Origin of the sequence: Bradyrhizobium sp. 147 (assembly GCF_023073935.1) — a bacterium.
In the GTDB taxonomy this organism is placed as follows: Bacteria; Pseudomonadota; Alphaproteobacteria; order Rhizobiales; family Xanthobacteraceae; genus Bradyrhizobium.
Map to the genome: position 1 here is coordinate 108,954 of NZ_JADPKL010000028.1, position 19,663 is coordinate 128,616.

At 62.6% G+C, this 19,663-nt stretch carries 18 protein-coding genes; 10 read left to right on the top strand and 8 right to left on the bottom strand.

Annotation, left to right across the window (positions count from 1 at the left end; translation table 11 throughout):
* The first annotated feature begins 254 nt into the window (after nt 1-254).
* Genes IVA87_RS08495 through IVA87_RS08510 form a run of 4 tightly spaced genes read left to right on the top strand, consistent with a single transcriptional unit; the run spans nt 255 to nt 3,082 of the window.
* Complete coding sequence (locus IVA87_RS08495; RefSeq protein ID WP_247333321.1) at nt 255-467, top strand: hypothetical protein; 213 nt, start codon at nt 255-257, stop codon at nt 465-467.
* A gap of 12 nt (nt 468-479) precedes the next feature.
* Nucleotides 480-1,424 carry a DUF262 domain-containing protein gene (locus tag IVA87_RS08500; RefSeq protein ID WP_346658347.1) on the top strand — a complete coding sequence of 315 codons (945 nt, stop codon included), beginning with the start codon at nt 480-482 and terminating at the stop codon, nt 1,422-1,424.
* Nucleotides 1,417-2,529 (top strand): DUF3696 domain-containing protein, encoded by a 1,113-nt coding sequence (locus tag IVA87_RS08505; RefSeq protein ID WP_247297892.1) that lies wholly within the window; start codon nt 1,417-1,419, stop codon nt 2,527-2,529. Before IVA87_RS08500 ends, IVA87_RS08505 begins: the two co-directional genes overlap by 8 nt.
* A 1-nt stretch (nt 2,530) precedes the next feature.
* Complete coding sequence (locus tag IVA87_RS08510) at nt 2,531-3,082, top strand: hypothetical protein (protein ID WP_247333322.1); 552 nt, start codon at nt 2,531-2,533, stop codon at nt 3,080-3,082.
* A gap of 486 nt (nt 3,083-3,568) precedes the next feature.
* On the opposite strand, the gene rpmB is transcribed toward IVA87_RS08510, so the two are convergent.
* Nucleotides 3,569-3,874 carry a 50S ribosomal protein L28 gene (gene rpmB / locus IVA87_RS08515; protein ID WP_247276313.1) on the bottom strand — a complete coding sequence of 102 codons (306 nt, stop codon included), beginning with the start codon at nt 3,872-3,874 and terminating at the stop codon, nt 3,569-3,571.
* 511 nt (nt 3,875-4,385) lie between these two features.
* On the opposite strand from rpmB, the gene IVA87_RS08520 reads away from it, so the two are divergent.
* From IVA87_RS08520 to IVA87_RS08540, 5 genes are all read left to right on the top strand, one after another.
* A complete protein-coding gene (locus IVA87_RS08520; RefSeq protein WP_247298015.1) occupies nt 4,386-5,195 on the top strand; it encodes a DUF3108 domain-containing protein in 810 nt (269 codons plus the stop codon).
* Nucleotides 5,196-5,797: 602 nt separating this feature from the next.
* The gene (locus IVA87_RS08525) at nt 5,798-9,214 is read left to right on the top strand and encodes a helicase-related protein (protein ID WP_247333323.1); all 3,417 of its coding nucleotides are present in this window, start codon (nt 5,798-5,800) and stop codon (nt 9,212-9,214) included.
* A 22-nt stretch (nt 9,215-9,236) separates the two neighbouring features.
* Entirely contained in the window at nt 9,237-9,488 is a 252-nt protein-coding gene (locus IVA87_RS08530) for a S4 domain-containing protein (protein WP_346657725.1), read from the top strand.
* Nucleotides 9,489-9,620: 132 nt separating this feature from the next.
* Nucleotides 9,621-9,959, top strand: a complete 339-nt coding sequence (fdxA, locus tag IVA87_RS08535; protein ID WP_018643465.1) for a ferredoxin FdxA — start codon at nt 9,621-9,623, stop codon at nt 9,957-9,959.
* A 344-nt stretch (nt 9,960-10,303) separates the two neighbouring features.
* The gene (locus IVA87_RS08540) at nt 10,304-11,113 is read left to right on the top strand and encodes a CarD family transcriptional regulator (protein WP_247297901.1); all 810 of its coding nucleotides are present in this window, start codon (nt 10,304-10,306) and stop codon (nt 11,111-11,113) included.
* A gap of 84 nt (nt 11,114-11,197) precedes the next feature.
* Here the strand turns inward: IVA87_RS08540 and IVA87_RS08545 are convergent, their stop codons facing one another.
* Genes IVA87_RS08545 through cyoA form a run of 7 tightly spaced genes read right to left on the bottom strand, consistent with a single transcriptional unit; the run spans nt 11,198 to nt 18,140 of the window.
* Nucleotides 11,198-11,731, bottom strand: a complete 534-nt coding sequence (locus IVA87_RS08545) for a response regulator transcription factor (RefSeq protein WP_247276317.1) — start codon at nt 11,729-11,731, stop codon at nt 11,198-11,200.
* Nucleotides 11,721-13,127, bottom strand: coding sequence for an ATP-binding protein (locus IVA87_RS08550; protein ID WP_247297904.1), 1,407 nt, complete (start codon nt 13,125-13,127; stop codon nt 11,721-11,723). Before IVA87_RS08550 ends, IVA87_RS08545 begins: the two co-directional genes overlap by 11 nt.
* Complete coding sequence (locus IVA87_RS08555; protein WP_247298018.1) at nt 13,099-13,944, bottom strand: SURF1 family protein; 846 nt, start codon at nt 13,942-13,944, stop codon at nt 13,099-13,101. The genes IVA87_RS08550 and IVA87_RS08555 overlap by 29 nt, the downstream gene beginning before the upstream one ends.
* Nucleotides 13,945-13,963: 19 nt before the next feature.
* Entirely contained in the window at nt 13,964-14,344 is a 381-nt protein-coding gene (gene cyoD, locus IVA87_RS08560; protein ID WP_247297907.1) for a cytochrome o ubiquinol oxidase subunit IV, read from the bottom strand.
* Nucleotides 14,341-14,970, bottom strand: coding sequence for a cytochrome o ubiquinol oxidase subunit III (cyoC, locus tag IVA87_RS08565; RefSeq protein WP_247297909.1), 630 nt, complete (start codon nt 14,968-14,970; stop codon nt 14,341-14,343). Before cyoC ends, cyoD begins: the two co-directional genes overlap by 4 nt.
* Nucleotides 14,971-16,968: a cytochrome o ubiquinol oxidase subunit I gene (gene cyoB / locus IVA87_RS08570; RefSeq protein WP_247333324.1), complete on the bottom strand. Its 1,998-nt coding sequence runs from the start codon at nt 16,966-16,968 to the stop codon at nt 14,971-14,973.
* 11 nt (nt 16,969-16,979) lie between these two features.
* Nucleotides 16,980-18,140 (bottom strand): ubiquinol oxidase subunit II, encoded by a 1,161-nt coding sequence (gene cyoA / locus IVA87_RS08575; RefSeq protein WP_247297915.1) that lies wholly within the window; start codon nt 18,138-18,140, stop codon nt 16,980-16,982.
* A gap of 181 nt (nt 18,141-18,321) precedes the next feature.
* Here cyoA and IVA87_RS08580 point away from each other — a divergent pair, with 181 nt between their 5' ends.
* On the top strand, nt 18,322-19,650 hold the full coding sequence (locus IVA87_RS08580; RefSeq protein WP_247297918.1) for an MFS transporter: 1,329 nt from the start codon (nt 18,322-18,324) through the stop codon (nt 19,648-19,650).
* The last annotated feature ends 13 nt before the right edge of the window (nt 19,651-19,663 follow it).

Here is a 19,663-nt window from a genome sequence, read left to right on the forward strand (position 1 = left end):
AGAAGCTGATCGGAGGTAAGCTTAGCGGGACGTATGGGCGCAGGTGTGGTCCGCTTTGGTCGCCTGAACCTTGCTCGCAGATGTGGGTGAACGGATAGTTTAGTGCTCTTGAGTTCCTACCTAAGAAATATAGGTCGCTCCGCTTGCCGAGGTGGGAGCTTGCCTTGCGGGCTGAGCGTCGACCTTTCAATGTTGGATTGAATAGCTGGCTAGAATCTAGGACCTGGGCTATTGAAGACCCGGCGGAGATTGCGATGACTAGCGACGTGAAAGTGGCTCTGGAAGAGAGCACCTCATTTGGCGAGGCGAGCGGCATCGAGGTAGAGGCTCGGCCTCTCCTCGAAGACGTAGCTATCGGCGAACCGTTCAACCCCGATGACATAGACGTCGCTACAAGGTCGATGACGATAGATTTGCTGCTGTCTAGGATTGCCGCTGATGCAATCGATCTTGAGCCCGACTTTTAGCGTCGGAGAGGGATTTGGACCGATCGCCAACAGAGTCGTTTGATCGAATCTCTTTTATTGAGAATTCCGCTTCCTACACTTTATGCGGCGGAGGATGAACAAGAGAATTGGGCGATTGTGGATGGTATCCAGCGGCTAACCACCATTACGCGCTTCATTTCGCCTGAATTGATAGAAGAAGCTCCGCTACGTTTGAGTGGTCTGGAGTATCTGGGAAATTCGTTCAATGGCATGGTTTATGATGATCTGCCTGCGCGACTAAAGCGCCGCCTTCGTGAAACTGAGCTGGTTGTTCATTTGATTAGGCATGGCACGCCGCAAGAAGTAAAATTCAATATCTTCGCTCGCATCAACACTGGCGGATTACCTCTCTCCAGCCAAGAATTGCGTCATGCGCTCATTCCCGGTCAGGCCAGAAATTTCCTTAGGGATTTGGCAGCAAGCGATGCGTTCAAGGTCGCAACCACGTACAGCATACGCGACGAACGAATGGCTGATCGAGAAATGGTGCTACGTTTCGTCGCTTTTCGTTTGAATGAGCCTGAGGAGTTTAGAGCGTACGATTTTGATCGCTTCCTTGGTGATGCTATGCGTCAAATAAATACTCTGAGCCGTCGTAAGCTCGATCGTTTGGGGGAGGAGTTCGTTGCTGTGATGAATACAGCAGCGGAGATCTTTGGAGATGATGCGTTTCGAAAGCGCTATCGCGAGCAAGACGCGCGCATGCCCATAAACAAGGCGCTGTTCGAAACTGTTTCAGTGGCGATAGCTTCGCTGGCGGACTCTGAGCGGCGGCGATGTGTTGACAGAGCCACCGAAATACGCGCGCGAATGATGGTCTTAATGCAAGATAGAGTATTCGAGAGCTCAATTTCGCAGGGTACAGGCGATATTGCCAAAGTTCGCTACCGATTCATGGCAATGGAGCGAGTATTTCAGGAGGTGGCGCGTGGCTGACCTTTTGGCGCTCCACAATTTCAAAGCGTTCAAGGACCTTGCGCTTCCTCTTCGGCCGCTCACTGTACTGGCTGGTTTAAACGGTGCGGGCAAGAGCACCGCGCTTCAGGCGCTAGCGTTGGTCAGGCAGTCTCGCGATGCTGGTTTTCTTGACTCGAAGGGCTTCTTGCTCAATGGCGAACTCGTTGAGTTGGGAACGGGATCTGACCTCCTTCACGATCAGCACGAGGATGACGTTATCCGTATAGGTATGCACGATGGGCGAACGCCTTGGGAGTGGGAGGTCGCATACGCTCCTGAGGGTGATGTCTTGCACTTTGCGACCTCGCCCAAGTACGGAATGTTTGCTGGAAACTTTGATGGGGGACTCTTTGGCAATAATTTTCAGTATTTGAGGGCTGATAGAGCCAGCCCGAACGTCAGTTATCCCAAATCATATCATGTCGTAAGCGAGCGCCGCTTTCTTGGCACGCGCGGAGAATTTACTGCACATTATCTCAATGCGTTTCGGGATGCTCCTGTACCAGAGCGGCTCCGGCATCCGGCCGAAATGGCTCCTGGCTTGCTGTCACAGACCAACGCTTGGATGCAGGTCTTCAGTCCTGGCGTAAGTCTCAATGTTGCCGAAGTGCCGCGGACCGACTTTGTTCAGCTTGACTATAGTTACGGCGGTTCAGCAGGTCTCAGCGGCTCCAATCCATTTCGACCAACCAATGTCGGATTTGGACTTACTTATGCACTCCCTGTGGTTGTTGCGTGTCTTGCCTTGCCGGCGGGTAGCTGGGTTCTGGTAGAAAATCCAGAGGCTCATTTGCATCCCCAAGGCCAGGCTGCCATGGGCGAAATGATAGCGCGTGCGGTAGCCGCAGGGACGACCATTATAGTAGAGACCCATAGCGACCATCTTCTGAATGGCATCAGAATTGCCGTGAAGGAGGGGGTGCTCTCGCCAGAGCAAGTGGGACTAAATTTCTTTCATCGCCCGATGGGCGCCGTCGAACCTTCTCACGAACAACCAAAGATTTCCGCTGATGGGCGGCTGAGTCATTGGCCGAACGGCTTTTTTGATCAGTGGGATAAATCGCTCGATCGCTTGCTGTCATAAGATGGCATTCTTAACCTTCTTAAATGAGCTCTCTTACCCGCAGGGCTCGCAGACTCAAGCGTCGGCCCGTGAAGTGGTGCGGACGTTGATCGCACTTTTGAAAGAGCTGAAGGCGGAACGATCGGATTTGGCCCTTCATTCATCCGTGCCATTAGGGGCTGTGCCGCTTGGTGATAATCTGTGGCTCAGCGCCTTGCGTGCTGATGCAGACACCATCGATGAGTGGCGCTTTCTTCGTGGCTTGGAAAATCGAGCTCCCTTTCATATTGGCCTGGATCGAAAGATTGCTGCTAACGTAGACTTCGAATTCGAAGATAAGAGCGCGATTGCGCTAGGACTGGCATATGAATTTGATGCTTTGGCAGTTAGCTTTGACTGTGAGACTTGGCGTCGGTCCGAAGTGGACGTCTTCAGGCTCGAACTGCAGGATGAAGCGCTCGAATCGGAAGTTGTCGTTGTCCGAAACGCTTCGATCCGAGGTCACGTCGATCCGGTGCGTGCTTGGATGCGCATTGTGGCGCTGCAGGCGCCTAGCGATGGGGATGATTTGTAGGACAATCGAGCCGAACGCTTCCCGCGCCTTCGTTTCTTGCCGCGTGTAGAGGAGCAAGTGCGTTCGCTAAGATCGGGAGCGCCTGAATTGTTGGCCGTGAACCGGCGCCTATGGGAAATTCAGTGCGCGCTTGCAGAGTGGAATCCTGAGTCACACGCTCTCCCGACTTTTCGTACTAAGGTTACCCCTGAACACGAGCAACGCCGATCCTTATTCAACTTCGTAGATGTGCAAGGAGAGGTGCGCTGCTTCGATCTGCACGCGCGATACACGCCCGGTGCCGGGAGGATCCATTTGTGGTGCGACCGTTCCAATGGAACGGCCGCTATTGGCTACATTGGTGAAAAAGTCCAATCGTGACGAGGTCAGGAATTACGACCTGTCACAAACAAAAACGGCCGGATCTTCCGATCCGGCCGCAACGCAACTCTACTGGCTAAGCCTACGCCACACGACGCAACTTAGCCCCCGCCCAATTCTGAATTCTTAGCTCGCCTTCTTCGCCGGCGCGTCGCCGACCTTCTTCTGGATGGCGCGCTTCAGCTCGAGGGCGCGCGGCGACAGGACGTCGGCGCTGGCCTTGAGCAGGAAGGCATCCAAGCCGCCATTGTGGTCGACGCTCTTGACCGCGTTGGTGGAGACGCGCAGGCGCACGTTGCGCTCGAGGGCTTCCGAGATGAACGTCACGTTGACGAGGTTCGGCAGGAAGCGGCGCTTGGTCTTGATGTTGGAGTGGCTGACCTTGTGGCCGACGAGGGGGCCCTTGGCCGTCAGTTCGCAGCGGCGAGACATGGTAGAAATCCTCAGGTTCGAGCCCCCAACGATTTGCGGCCGCCATTCGGGGCGCCACGGGGGCAAATTCTTTCGTCCTTGCAGGGAGCGGGCGGACGTATAGGGGGGAAGGGGCGGGACGTCAAGGTTTTGGGGTGGATTTAGCCCCACGCCGGGCGTCATCGCCCGCGAAGGCGGGCGATCCAGTATTCCACCGGCGCGGCTGGAGTCGAGGGGCCGCAGCGTGCTGGATGCCCCGCTTTCGCGGGGCATGACCGCGGAGGGGGCGGGGAAAGGTTGGCGCCAAGGGCTACCGCCCGATCACCAAAACGGCAATGATCGGAACGCCTTACCATCACATAAAGGGCGTATTCGCGGCCGAAGAGTCCTGGGGAGTTCCGCCGCTTTTGGCGTCCAGCACATTGTTTGCCGCTGTTTTTGGCTTAACTAACAAGGCCTGACGGCCCCATTGGATGGCTTCGTGAATATCCTGACCTCTCACCCGCCGCGGCGGCGCGCCGGCCAGTTGGCCCTGGCGGCGTTCTGCGGCCTCGTCTTGGCGTGGGGAGCGGCGCCGGCAACGGCGCAAGGCAAGCTCGAGGCGCAATATGAGGCGACACTATCGGGCATTCCCGTCGGCAAGGGCGCCTGGAACATCGACATCCAGGACGACGTGTTCGCGGCCGCGGCTTCCGGCGGCACCACGGGGCTTTTGAAGTCGTTCGCGGGCGGCTCGGGCACCGGCGCCTCGCAGGGCCGCGTCGTCAACGGCGCGCTGGTTGCGACCGGCTATCAGGCCTCCACCACCACCTCGAAGAAGACCGAAGAGATCCGCATCACCCTCGACAAGGGCAATGTGAAGGATTTTGCGATCCTGCCGGAGCCGCCGGTCGACCCCGATCGCATCGTCGTCACCGAAGCGCATCGCCGCGGCGTCTGGGATCCGATGACGGCCTCGCTGCTGCGCGTGCCCGGCAATGGCGATCCGGTGTCGCCCGAGGCCTGCCATAATAGCGCGCCCGTGTTCGACGGCCGCATGCGCTACGACTTGAAACTCGATTTCAAGCGCATGGAGAGCGTGAAGGCCGAGAAGGGCTACAAGGGCCCGGTCGTGGTCTGCGCGCTCTATTTCGTGCCTGTGGCCGGCTACATCCCCGATCGCCCCGTGATCAAATACCTCGCCGCCCAGCGCAACATCGAGATCGCCTTTGCGCCGGTGGCGGGAACGCGCATTCTGGTCCCGTTCTGGCTGAAAGTGCCGACGCCGTTGGGACCTGCGATGCTGGAAGCGACCAGCTTCATCACCTCCCCCCAGCCGCCACGCGTCGCCAAGACGCAGTAGGGGTTCTTAACCCTCCCCTCCAAGGGAGGGTAAAAGGAAGTCTTGTGAATTCAACGGCTTACCTACTGTGCATGGGGTTGTTTTCGCACTTTTTGTTTGGCAGGTCGGCGAAGCTGGAATCCATTTGACTCCCGCCTGATTCTGATTCGACTCCCGGCCGTCCCCAGCCTTAAGGAACACGTCATCAAATCGTCGCTTGTACGGCAGCCGGAGCCTTCATCTAGTGCACGCCTGTGGCGAGTCCCGCGACATGTTGCGTGAACGGAACGGGACTCGGCAGGGAGTCAGCGATTCGGCCGCGATTCGTTCTAGAGTCGTTCCGAAGCTTAAGGCGAACGGGAAAAGCGTCGCAAAGTGAGACACTGCGCGAGGTTGGGAAGACTGCTCCGCGTTCGCTGTCACCGCGCGGCTTGACCGGGCGATCCAGTACGCCGAGGCAATCGTGGTTGAGCCGATGAGCCGCGGCGGACTGGATGCCCCGGTCAAGCCGGGGCATGACAGCGGAGCGCGTGGTGGCGTTCGGAGACATCGCTGACACCTGATCGCCTCATCGTCTCAAACAGCACTGACATTCGCCCAAATCGGCACTACCTATCTCCAGAATGGCTTTTTCTTCCTCCCCCTTCGCTTCCGAGCGTGCCCCCGGTGCCGGCGTCACTGCGGTGCTCGGGCCGACCAACACCGGCAAGACCCATCTCGCCATCGAGCGGATGCTCGCGCATCCCTCCGGCATGATCGGCCTGCCGCTGCGCCTGCTTGCGCGCGAGGTCTACAACAAGATCGCCGATCGCGCGGGGCCAGAGAGCGTCGCGCTCGTGACCGGCGAGGAGAAGATCAAGCCGAAGAAGCCGCGCTATTGGGTCTCGACCGTCGAGGCGATGCCGCGCGATCTCGACGTCTCCTTCCTCGCCATCGACGAGGTCCAGATCGCCTCGGACCTCGAACGCGGCCACGTCTTCACCGACCGCATCCTCAACCGCCGCGGCCGCGACGAGACGCTGCTCTTGGGCGCTGCGACCATGCGCCCGATCATCGAGCGCCTCTTGCCGGGCGTGTCCATGATCACGCGGCCGCGCCTGTCGCAGCTCGAATTCGCCGGCGACCGCAAGATCACGCGCCAGCCGCGCCGCACCGCCATCGTCGCCTTCTCCGCCGACGAGGTCTACGCCATTGCCGAGCTGATCCGCCGCCAGCATGGCGGCGCCGCCGTGGTGCTGGGCTCGCTCAGCCCTCGCACCCGCAACGCGCAGGTGGCGATGTTCCAGAACGGCGATGTCGACTATCTCGTCGCCACCGACGCCGTCGGCATGGGCCTCAATCTCGACGTTGACCACGTTGCCTTTGCCTCCGATCGCAAGTTCGACGGCTACCAGTTCCGCCGCCTGACACCCTCGGAATTTGCGCAGATCGCCGGCCGCGCCGGCCGCGCCACGCGCAACGGCACCTTCGGCACCACCGGCCGCTGCGCGCCGTTCGAGCCCGAACTCGTCAACGCGCTCCAGAACCACACCTTCGATGCCGTGAAGATGCTGCAATGGCGCAACTCGAAGCTGGATTTCTCCTCGCTCGGCGCGCTCCAGGTGTCGCTGAACCTGGGCCCAGGGCACGAGGCGCTGACGCGCGCCCCGATCGCCGAGGACATGCGCGTGCTCGACCACGCCGCCCGCGACGTCGATGTGCGCGATATCGCGCATGGCAAGGCGGCCGTGGAGCGCCTCTGGGAGGCCTGCCAGGTCCCCGATTACCGAAAGCTGTCGCCGGCCGCTCATGCCGAGCTGGTGACGACGCTGTACGGCTTCCTGATGCAAAAGGGATGCATCCCCGATAGCTGGTTTGCCGCCCAGGTCGATCAGGCCGACCGCGTCGATGGCGACATCGACACGCTGTCGGCCCGGATCGCGCAGATTCGCACCTGGACCTTCGTCGCCAACCGCCCGGATTGGCTGAAAGACCCCGAACGCTGGCACGGGATCGCGCGCGAGGTCGAAAATAAATTATCGGATGCGCTCCATGAACGCTTGACTGAGCGTTTCGTTGATCGCCGTACCAGTGTATTGATGCGCCGCCTGCGGGAGAACACGAGCTTGAATACTGAAATCGGCAAGACCGGCGAAGTCATCGTCGAAGGCCACGTCATCGGCCGCCTCGACGGCTTCACCTTTGCACCGGACGCTGCGGAAGCCGGCTCCGATGCGAAAGCCTTGCAGGCTGCAGCGCAAGCGGTGCTCGCCGGCGAGATCAACGCGCGCGCCGAAAAGCTGGGCAATGCACCGGACGAGCAGTTCGTGCTGACCTCGGAAGGCATCATCCGCTGGACCGGCGATGCCGTGGCGCGCCTGTCCGCCGCAGACGACGCGCTGCATCCGCGCATCCGCATCATCTCCGACGAGCGCCTGACCGGCGGCCCGCGCGAGAAGGTGCAGGCCCGGCTCGAGCTCTGGCTCAAGACGCATATCGAAAAGCTGCTCGGGCCGATGTTCGAGCTGTCAAAGGCCGAGGATGTCACCGGCATCGCCCGCGGCATCGCCTATCAGCTGGTCGAGGCGCTCGGCGTGCTGGAGCGTCCGAAGATCGCCAGCGAGCTGAAGGATCTCGACCAGTCCTCGCGCGCGGTCTTGCGCAAGTACGGCGTCCGCTTCGGGGCCTATCACATCTACTTCCCCGGCCTGCTCAAGCCCGCCGCGCGCGCCCTCGCAGCGCTGCTCTGGGCGTTGAAGCAGGACAATGTCGATCTCTCCGCGCTGTCTGGCGCTCAGCATTTGGCATCTTCGGGCCGCACCTCGTTCCCGGTCGACAAGCAGCTGCCGCGCGATGCCTATCGCGTGCTCGGCTACAAGCAGGCCGGCGAGCGCGCCGTGCGCGTCGATATTTTGGAGCGGCTTGCCGATCTGATCCGCCCGGCGCTGGCTTGGCGCGAGAACTCGCCCGGCGAAAAGCCGGCCGGCGCGTTCGACGGCCGCGGTTTTGTGGTGACGCAGGCGATGACCTCGCTCACCGGATCGGCCGGCGAGGACTTTGCGTCGGTGCTGCGCGCGCTCGGCTATCGCATGGAGAAGCGTCCGCCGTTGCCGCCAAAGCCTGTGGTGACCGAGACGGTCGCGGCAGAGACGCCGCCCGTCGAGGGCAGCGCGGAGACGTCGACCGAGACCGCAGCGGAGGCCGTAGCGGGTCTGCCCGCAGAAGCATCCGCCAAAGCCGCTCCTGAAGCCGTCGCCGTCGAAGACGCCCCCGGCATGGAGCAGCGCGACGAGGGCGCGCACGAGCCAGAGCCTGCGCCGGAAGCTCCGCCTAAGGCCGCCGTCACGCCCGAAGATGCCCCCAGCATCGCGCCACCGGCGGAAGAGATTGCTGCGCCGGCAGAGGCTGCCGGCCTCGAAGCCGCTGCCGCCGAGACCGCGGCAACGGAAGCTACCGCAGCGCCTGAGGCTGCCGCGCCTGAAGCCGTCGCGCCTGAGGCTGCCGCGCCTGAGGCTGCGGCGACGCCGGCCGAGCCCGAGCTCGTCGAGGTCTGGCGTCCCGGCGGCCGTCACGAGGATCGCAAGCCGCGCCACGAGCGCCATCGCCATCAGCGTCACCATCAGCCGCGTCCGCAGGCGGGTGCAGAAGCTAGCACGGCCGCGCCCGGCGAAGCAGCCGAAGGCGCGAAGCCGGGTGAGCGCCATCGCCATGGTGGTGGTCATCGCCGCGACGCGGCCAAGGATTTTCGCAAGGGCCGCGAAGGTGGTGGAGACGGTGCGCCGCGTCCCGAGGGGCGTGACGACAGGAATCGCCGTTTCGAGGGCAAGGACCGCGACAACAAGGATCGCGATCGCAACCGTGACAACAAAGGCAAGTTCGGCGATCGCGACAAGGGCCGCGACAACCGTGGCCGCGACCGCCGCGACCGCGAGTCCGGTCCGTCGCTGCGTCCCTATGCCTCCAGCGCGAATCCGCGCGAACGCGATCGTCCTGTTGATCCGAACTCGCCCTTCGCAAAGCTCGCAGCGCTGAAAGAGCAACTGGCGGGGCGCAAGGAGTAATCCTACGACCGAGCGGCAGCGCATCGACAAATGGCTGTGGCACGCCCGGGTGGTGAAGGCCCGCACCTCCGCCGCTGAGCTGGTGGTCACCGGCCACGTTCGCGTCAACGGCGCACGCGAGACATCGCCGGGGCATGCGATCAAGGTCGGCGACGTCCTCACCATCGCGCTCGATCGCACCGTGCGCGTCTTGAGGGTCATCGCCTTCAACGAGCGCCGCGGCGATGCCGCCTCGGCCCGCGTGCTCTACGAAGAGCTCGGCGAGCGCAATTAATTGCGCGGTGCATTCATTTCTTGGCTGGTCAAACGCACACAAGTGTCATGATCAGCCGTTCCCGACCTTGCGGCGCCCGGCCATCCGCGCTACGCAAGCCGCGACTTTTGAAAGAGCTTTTCGGAGCGTTGGATGACTTACGTCGTCACTGAAAACTGCATCAAGTGCAAGTACACCGACTGCGTCGAGGTCTGCCCGGTCGACTGTTTCTACGAGGGCGACAACATGCTCGTCATTCACCCCGACGAGTGCATCGATTGCGGCGTGTGCGAGCCGGAATGCCCCGCCGACGCCATCAAGCCGGACACAGAGCCGGGCCTTGAAAAGTGGCTCCAAGTCAACGCCGACTACGCCAAGAGCTGGCCCAACATCACCCAGAAGAAAGAATCACCCGCCGACGCCAAGGAATTCGACGGCATGGAAGGCAAGTTCGAGAAATATTTTTCTCCGAACCCGGGCTCGGGAGACTAATTAGGGCCCAAACTTAACCCTAATAGCTGCGTTAGGCCCGAAAACCAGCCCTGAAGACCCCTAAATCATTGATTTTTGCGGGAAATGTGCTATATTGGGCACATTAAGCCGAACCCCGTCAGCCCCGTTGGCCCCTCTGGGTTCCCGTGAAACCAAATGTCGAACAGGGGCGTGGCAGTTTCCGCGCGCAGGCTGTGTCACAGAAAACGCGTAAAAAGAGTACTTCAGCGAGGGTTTCCCATAAGGAGGCCAAAAAAGTCGCCGCGGCCAGCCGTAGCGCATCCAAGGGTCGGACCGCGACGAAGGCGCCGGCTGCAAAGTCCTCGAAGAACAAAAGAAGCGCAATGCCTAACAAGACTGCCAAACCGGCCGCGAAAGCGACCGCTGCCAAGCCTGCTGCTGCCAAGGCTCACCCTGCGAAGGCTCACGCTGCCAAGCCCGCCGCGCCGAAGGCTCCCGTTGCTGCTGCTCATGCCAAGGCTCCTGCCGCTGCCAAGCCGGCCGCCAAGCCCGCTGCTGCGCCGAAGGTCGAGGAAAAGAAGGTCGTCACCCAGCGTCAGGGCTTCAAGGCCAACGAATTCGTCGTTTATCCCGCTCACGGCGTCGGCCAGATCCTGGCCATCGAGGAGCAGGAGATCGCCGGTGCCAAGCTCGAGCTGTTCGTCATCAACTTCATCAAGGACAAGATGACGCTGCGCGTTCCGACCGCCAAGGTCGCCAATGTCGGCATGCGCAAGCTGTCCGATCCGGCGCTGGTCAAGAAGGCGCTGGAGACGCTCAAGGGCCGCGCCCGCGTCAAGCGCACCATGTGGTCGCGCCGCGCCCAGGAATACGAAGCGAAGATCAATTCGGGCGACATCGTCGCGATCGCGGAAGTCGTGCGCGACCTCTACCGCTCGGAGTCGCAGCCGGAGCAGTCCTACAGCGAACGCCAGCTCTATGAAGCGGCGCTCGACCGTCTGTCCCGCGAGATCGCGGTGGTGCAGCACTCGACCGAGACCGAGGCAGTCAAGGAGATCGAGGCCCAGCTCGCCAAGAGCCCGCGCCGCAACGCCAAGGCGGAAGCCGCCGAGGGCGAAGCAGATACGGATGCAGAGGGCGATACCGACGACACCGATGGCGACGATACCACCGTCGCCGACGAGGCTGCATAAGCAGCTCGTCGTATCGCAACAGATCAAAAGCCCGGCCGTTCGGCCGGGCTTTTTGCTTTGGGGGACGCTTGTCCGGACGGCACCTTATTTGACCGGCCGTTTCTCCAGCTTCCTTGCCAGCGTCCGCCGATGCATGCCGAGCCTTCGTGCCGCTTCCGAGATGTTGAAATCCGTCTCGATCAGGGTCTGGTGGATGCGCTCCCATTCCAGCGTCTTGATCGATGTCGGTCGTGCATCGAGCGCGACCTCGGCGTTGCCTTCGGCCTTGTTGAAGGCGGCCTCGATGTCGTCGGTGTTCGACGGTTTTGCCAGGTAGTGGCAGGCTCCCAGCTTGATGGCCTCGACGGCGGTCGAAATGCTGGCAAAGCCGGTCAGCACCACGATCAGCATGTCGGGATCATGCGTGTGCAAGAGCTCGACGCAGGCAAGCCCGGAGGCGCCGCCGAGCTTGAGGTCGACCACGGCGTGGCCGAACGAGCGCTCCTCCAGCACCTGGCGTACCTCTTCGATCGAGGCGGCGAGCACGACCTCGTAGCCGCGGCGCTCGAACGAGCGTTTCAGTGTGCGGGCGAAGCCGGCATCGTCCTCGACGACGATGAGCGAGCGGTCAGGCGTCAAAATTCCCTCCGATCGCGAGCGTTGCGAGCGGCAGCGTGAGGCGAACGGTGGCGCCGCGCTTCCTGTGGTTCTCGGCGGTCACGCTGCCTCCTAATTTGCGCACCACGTTCACCACCAGGAACAGGCCGAGCCCGCCGCCGGCGCGGCCCTTGCTGGACTGATAGGGCTTTCCGAGCTGCGCCAGCATCTCCGGCGCAAAGCCCGGGCCGCGGTCGCTGATCGACAGCACGAGATTGTCGCCCTCGCGCTCGGCGACGAGTTCGACCCAATCGCGCGAGACCTCATAGGCGTTGTCGAGCACGTTGAAGATCACCTGCTTCAGCGCGACGTCGGAGACGATCGCGACGTCCTCGCCGAAGGTGTTGACGAAGTAGAGCGTCCGCGCCGAGCGCGCGTCGCGCCATTCCTCCACCAGCGCGGTGACAAAAGCCGTCACCATCGTCGGTGAGGAGCCTTCGCCGCGTGCTTCGCCCGCCGACACCAGGATGCCCGTCACGATCGACTTGCAGCGTTGCAGCGAGGCCTCCATCTCCGCGAGATCCTCGGCGAGCTCCTGATCGGCGGCGAGATCCGGCATGCGGCGCCAGTCGCTGAGGATCACCGAAAGCGAGGCGAGCGGGGTGCCGAGCTCGTGGGCCGCGCCGGAGGCGAGCAGGCCCATGCGCACGATGTGATCCTGCTCGGCCGCGTGCTGGCGCAGCGCCGCCAGGTGTGCGTCGCGCTCGCGCAAATTCCTGTTGATGCGGGTGACGAACACCACCAGCAGAACGGCGTTGAGAACGAAGCCCAACAGCATGCCTGCTACGGTGAGGCTGTAGGTTTCGCTGATGGGATTTGGCGGCAGGTCGAGCGGCCTGTAGGCGAGCGTCAGCCACACGAAACTCGCGCAGGTCAGCGCAACCAGCGACCAGGTCGAGCGGGCATCGAGCAGCACCGCGCCCAGCGTCACCTGGAGCAGGAACAGCGAGGTGAAGGGATTGGTGGCGCCGCCAGAGAGGTAGAGCTGCGCGGTCAGCGCGGCGACGTCGAGCATCAGCGCGACCAAAAGCTCGTTGTTGGTGATCGCCGCGCGATGGCGCACCCAGACCAGGCTGGAGACGTTGAGCAGCACCAGCGCGCCGATCACCGCACCCATCCGTTCCAAGGGCAGGGGGATGCCAAGTCCGAAATGCACGGCGCCGATGGTCACGATCTGGCCGACCACCGCGGTCCAGCGCAGCTGGATCAGCAGCGCCATGTTCTTGCGGTTGGTCTCGTCGTCGGTGGGAGCAGTGCCGATCAACTCGCCGCGCGCGTCCTCCTGCGATTGCAGCGTCACGGCCAGCTCGCCGCCATGGGCAAGCGTCCGGGGGCTCGACTTTGCGTCGTCAGGTCGGCTCGACGATCGTTCCAGCATCTGATCCCGTCCTGCGGCCAGCGGCGTCGGAGCCGCCGGCCGGTTCGTGGACGAAGCGTTTGCGGCGGAATAGCCCGCCGCCGAATGTGACGAAAAGTCGACCGGCTAGCATGAAAGCCAGGGCAAACCACGTCAGCGCGTAGATCAGGTGGTTATTGGGAAAGCGGATGACGGTCAATCCGCCGATCGGACCGCCGGCAATTTGTGATCCGGCGTCGGCATCCACAAAAAAGGGCGCGACCTCGTGGAGGCCGCGTGCCGCCGCGATCGCGGCGACATCCCGCGAGTACCAGCGGTTGTGCTGTGGCACGTTGTTCCTGAGGAATCCGCCCTGGGGCTCCGTGATGCGCAACAGACCGGTGATCTCAACCTCGCCGTCGGGATTGCCGTCCCGGCGCGTCGAGGCGTCGCGCCGCTCGGAGGGCACGAAGCCGCGGTTGATCAAGACCTGCGTGCCGTCGCTGCGCAGAAGCGGCGTCAGCACCCAATAGCCGGGGCCTTCCTCGGTCACGGCCTGCACCAGCGTCTCGCAGTCATGCAGGAAATGGCCGGTGAGAGTGACGTGCCTGTACTCGTCGTTCGCGGTGGAGATCGTGGGCCACGCAGCAGGCGAGGGAACCGGCTGGGCCGGGGCATGAACGCGCTGCTCGACCCGGTCGATCAGCGCCAGCTTCCAGGCGCGGCGTTCGATCTGCCAGATGCCCAAAGCGATCAGAACGGCAATCGCCGTGAGCGAGAGGACCGTGAGCCACAGGGAGGGGGATCGCGCAGCCTTGCCGCGCGTCCCGCCTGCCTTGTCCTTCGCGGTCCAGATCATGCTCACGTCAGAGGCTCGCTCACTTCATTCCGCTCATCTGATGAATCGGCATCATGTTGCTGTTGAGGTGGTTCATCACCCACAGCGAACCGGAAAGCGCGATCACCACCATGACGATGGTGAAGATCAGCGCCATCATGCTCCAGCCGTTCTCCGACGTCGTATTCATGTGCAGGAAGTAGATCATGTGCACGACGATCTGCACGACTGCGAAGGCCATGATGAGCAGCACGGTGATCTGCTTGCTCGGCAGCGCGCCGCTCATCACCAGCCAGAACGGGATCGCGGTGAGCACGACCGAGAGCACGAAGCCGAGCATATAGGTCGAGAACGTGCCATGGGCGTGGCCGTCGCCATGGTGATGATTGTCGGCGTGCGCGGTGTGGGTATCGGTGTTCATCGCAGAACTCCCAGCAGATAGACGAAGGTGAAGACGCCGATCCAGACTACGTCGAGGAAGTGCCAGAACATCGACAAGCACATCAGGCGGCGGCGGTTGGCTTCGATCAGGCCGAACTTGCCGACCTGCACCATCAGCGTCACGAGCCAGATCAGGCCGCAGGAGACGTGCAGGCCGTGGGTGCCGACCAGGGTGAAGAACGCGGACAGGAAGGCGCTGCGCTGCGGCGTGGCGCCCTCGTGGATCATGTGGGCGAACTCGGTGAGTTCGATGCCGATGAAGGCGAGGCCGAACAGGCCGGTGATCGCCAGCCACATCTGGGTCTGCGCGACCTTGTTCTGCTGAATCGTCAGCATGGCAAAACCGTAGGTGATCGACGACAGCAGCAGCATCGAGGTGTTCACCGCGACCAGATTCAGGTCGAACAGGTCCTTTGGCGCGGGACCGGCGGCATAGTTGCCGCCGAGCACGCCGAAGGTGGCGAACAAGATCGCGAAGATGAGGCAGTCGCTCATCAGATAGATCCAGAAGCCCAGCGCGGTGCTCCAGCCTTCCGGATGCGGGTGCTCGTCGGCGAGGTAGAAGATCGGCTCGCCGGATTGGGTGGGCTTGATCGCGACAGTCATTTACTTGGCTCCGGCGAGCAGTTTGGTGCGCGCGTCCTCGGTCCGGATGACGTCTTCAGCCGGAATGTCGAAGTCGCGGTGATAGTTGAAAGTGTGACCGATACCGACGGCGAGCATCGCAATGAAGCTCACGGCGGCCAGCCACCAGATGTACCAGATCAGGCCGAACCCCATCGCGGTGGCAAGACCGGCGAGGATGATGCCGGTGCCGGTGCTGCTGGGCATGTGGATCGGCTTGAACCCGGTGAGCGGACGCTGGTAGCCGCGCTTTTTCATTTCCCACCACGCATCGTTGTCGTGCACGACGGGCGTGAAGGCGAAGTTGTAGTCCGGCGGGGGTGAAGAGGTCGCCCATTCCAGCGTGCGTGCATCCCAGGGATCGCCGGTGACGTCCTTGAGCTGCTCGCGCTTGAGGAAGCTCACCGCGAACTGCACCAGCATGCAGATGATACCGAGCAAGACGAGGCCGGCGCCGATCGCGGCGATGATGAACCAGATCTGGAGCGAGGGATCGTCGAACACGCGCAGGCGGCGGGTCACGCCCATCAGGCCGAGCACATAGAGCGGCATGAAGGCAAGATAGAAGCCGCTGACCCAGAACCAGAACGACAGCTTGCCCCAGAACGGATCGAGCTTGAAGCCGAACGCCTTCGGGAACCAGTAGCTGATGCCTGCGAACGCGCCGAACACCACGCCGCCGATGATCACATTGTGGAAGTGCGCGATCAGGAACAGGCTGTTGTGCAGGACGAAGTCGGCAGGCGGTACCGCGAGCAGCACGCCGGTCATGCCGCCGATCACGAAGGTCAGCATGAAGGCGATGGTCCACATCATCGGCAGCTCGTAGCGGATGCGGCCGCGATACATCGTGAACAGCCAGTTGAACATCTTCGCCCCCGTCGGGATCGAGATGATCATCGTGGTGATGCCGAAGAACGAGTTGACGCTGGCGCCCGAGCCCATCGTGAAGAAGTGGTGCAGCCAGACCAGGTACGACAGGATGGTGATGACGACCGTGGCGTAGACCATCGAGGTGTAGCCGAACAGCCGCTTGCCGGAGAAGGTCGAGGTGACTTCCGAGAAGATGCCGAAGGCGGGGAGAACCAGGATGTAGACCTCGGGGTGGCCCCAGATCCAGATCAGGTTCACGTACATCATCGGGCTGCCGCCGAAATCATTCGTGAAGAAGTTGGTGCCGACATAGCGGTCGAGCGAGAGCAGCGCGAGCACGACGGTGAGGACGGGAAAGGAGGCGACGATCAGGACGTTGGTGCAGAGCGAGGTCCAGGTGAACACCGGCATCCGCATCATGGTCATGCCCGGGGCTCGCAGCTTGACGATAGTACAGATCAGGTTGATGCCGGATAGCGTCGTGCCGACGCCGGCGACCTGAAGCGCCCAGATGTAATAGTCGACGCCGACGTCGGGACTGTAGCCGATGTTCGACAGCGGCGGGTAAGCCAGCCAGCCGGTGCGGGCGAATTCGCCGATGAACAGCGAGGCCATCACCAGCACTGCGCCGCCGACCGTCATCCAGAAGCTGAAATTGTTCAGGAACGGGAACGACACGTCGCGCGCGCCGATCTGGAGCGGCACGACGTAGTTCATCAGGCCGGTGACCAGCGGCATCGCCACGAAGAAGATCATGATCACGCCGTGGGCGGTGAAGACCTGATCGTAGTGATGGGCGTTGAGATAGCCTTCGGAGCCGCCAAAGGCGAGCATCTGCTGGCCGCGCATCATCAGCGCGTCGGCGAAGCCGCGCAGCAGCATCACGATGCCGAGGATCATGTACATGATGCCGATGCGCTTGTGGTCCACGGTGGTGAACCACTCGCGCCACAGATAGCCCCAGAGACGGAAATAGGTGAGAGCGCCGAGCAGCGCGGCGCCGCCGAGCGCGACCACCACGAAGGTGCCGACGACGATCGGCTCGTGCAGCGGCAGCGATTCGAAGCCGAGCCGGCCGAAGATAAGCTTGAGAAGATCAGGAGACATGCGGGATCTCTTTAAGAATCTGACTTCGGACGCTGTCCGAGGAAGAAGGAGGACTTCAGCGGCGTGAACGACGGCCGCTTCAGGCCGGCGCCCAGCAGCGGCGCGGTGTCGGTCGGCGCCTTGATCGACGCGGTGGTCGCGGCGCCTTGCGGCGCATCCGGGGTGCAGGTGCCGGCAACGAAGCTCGGCTCCGGCCCAAGCGCCGTGCCGCGGCGGGCGTATTTGTCGTAGGCGAGCGGCAGAATGTTGTTCAGGCCCTGATGGCCGGCTCCGCCCTTGGCGTCGATCGCCATCATCTCGCTCTGGCACATCTTGCCGGTCTCGACGCACATATTGAGGATCAGGCGGTAGAGATCGGCATCGACGGTGCCCCAGCGCCGCACCGGCTCGTTCTGACTGGGCTTTTCGAGCTGGAGATATTCGGCGCGGCCGAGCGAGCCGCCGGCCGACTTGGCGCTGGCGATCCAGGCGTCAAAGCCCTTGTCGTCGAGGCCCTGGAAGTTGAAGTGCATGCCGGAGAAGCCGGCGCCGCTGTAATTCGCCGAAAAACCCTTGTAGGTGCCGGCGTGGTTGACGACGGCGTGCAGCTTCGTCTCCATGCCCGGCATCGCGTAGATCTGGCCGGCGAGCGCGGGGATGTAGAACGAGTTCATCACCGAGGATGCGGTGATGCGAAAGGTGATCGGACGGTCGACCGGAGCTGCGAGCTCATTGACGGTGGCAATGCCGTAGTCCGGGTAGATGAAGAGCCATTTCCAGTCGAGCGCGACGACGTCGACCTCGAGCGGGGCCTTGGATTGATCCACGGCGCGCTCGGCATGGATGCGGCCGAGCGTGCGATAAGGGTCGAGCAAATGCGTTCCCATCCAGGTCAGCGCGCCCAGACACACGATGATCAGAAGCGGCGCCGACCAGATCACCAGCTCGAGCTTGGTCGAGTGGTCCCAATCCGGCTCGTAGCGAGCCTCAGTGTTGGACTGGCGGTAGCGCCAGGCGAACAGCACCGTCAGCGCCATCACGGGGACGACGATCAGGAGCATCAGGACGGTGGAGATGATGACGAGGTCGCGCTGCTGGGCAGCGATATCGCCGGCGGGCGCCAGCACGACGTAGTTGCAGCCACTGAGCGCAGCGGCCAGGGGTAGCAGCGCCAGGATCTTGAGACGGGACACGGGCCGAGCCTTTAAGAATGAGTTTCCTTTGCGAGGCCAAGGGGTAGCTGCGGCGCAGCAATCCGGACATTGGACAATTTGTCCAATGTTGCAGTGCGGAATGTTGGGTCAGAGAGGTCCAGATTGCCTGGCGCCCCGCCGGGCGGTCGGCTTTGGTTTTCAGGACGTTAAGGGCGCACGCATGGCGACGGCACAGACCCCCGCAATGGCAGACCTCCACTCGGGCGAGCACGGCCACGACCAGGCCAGTCCAGGCGAGATCGCCATCGGCGTCATCATTGGCCGTACCTCGGAATTCTTCGACTTCTTCGTGTTCGCGATCGCCTCCGTGATCGTGTTTCCCCGCCTGGTGTTCCCGTTCGCGAGCGAACTGACGGGCACGCTCTATTCCTTCATGATCTTCGCGCTGGCCTTCATGGCCCGCCCTATCGGCACCGTCATTTTCATGACGATCGACCGCGGCTACGGCAAGACGGCCAAGCTGATCTCGGCGCTTTTCCTGCTCGGCACTGCTACCGTCGCGATCGCGTTCCTGCCCGGCTATCACGAGATCGGCGTTGCCGCGATCTGGCTGCTGGCGCTGGCGCGTATCGCGCAGGGTTTGGCCTGGGGCGGCGCCTGGGACGGTCTCGCCTCGCTGCTGGCGCTGAATGCGCCGCCCTCCAAGCGTGGCTGGTACGCGATGGTGCCGCAGTTAGGGGCCCCGCTCGGGCTGATCGTGGCGAGCGCGCTGTTCGCCTATTTCGCCGGCAATCTCTCGGCCGACGATTTCTTCGACTGGGGCTGGCGCTATCCGTTCTTCGTCGCCTTCGCCATCAACGTCGTGGCGCTGTTCGCCCGCCTGCGCATGGTGACGACCGAGGAATATGCCTCGCTGTTCGAGACTCGCGAATTGCAGCCGGCGCGCATCTCAGACACCGTCGCGCGTGAAGGTCAGAACATCATGCTCGGTGCGTTCGCGCCGCTGGCGAGCTTCGCCCTGTTCCACATGGTGACGGTGTTTCCGCTGTCCTGGGTGTTCCTGTTCACCCGCGAAAGCCCGGTGCGCTTCCTGATCATCGAAATCGTTGCTGCCGTGTTCGGCGTCGCCGCGATCGTGATCTCCGGCATCATCGCCGACCGTGTCGGCCGCAAATCGCTGCTGATGGGATCGGCAATCGCGATCGCGATCTATAGCGGCTTCGCCCCCCAGCTGCTCGATGCTGGTGCGTTCGGCGAGACCATCTACATGGTGATCGGCTTCATCCTGCTCGGCCTGTCCTTCGGCCAGTCCTCGGGCGCGATCGCCTCGAACTTCAAGCAGACGTACCGTTACACGGCGTCCGCACTGACGTCGGATATGGCCTGGCTGTTCGGCGCCGGCTTCGCGCCGCTGGTGGCGCTTTTGCTCGCGACCAATCTCGGCGTCATCGCCTCGGGTGCGTACCTGCTGTCGGGCGCGTTCTGGACCCTGCTCGCGCTCTGGCTCAGCGGCCAGCGCGAGGCCGGCGATATGGACGCGGGGCGGTAGCCATCCGGGCTAC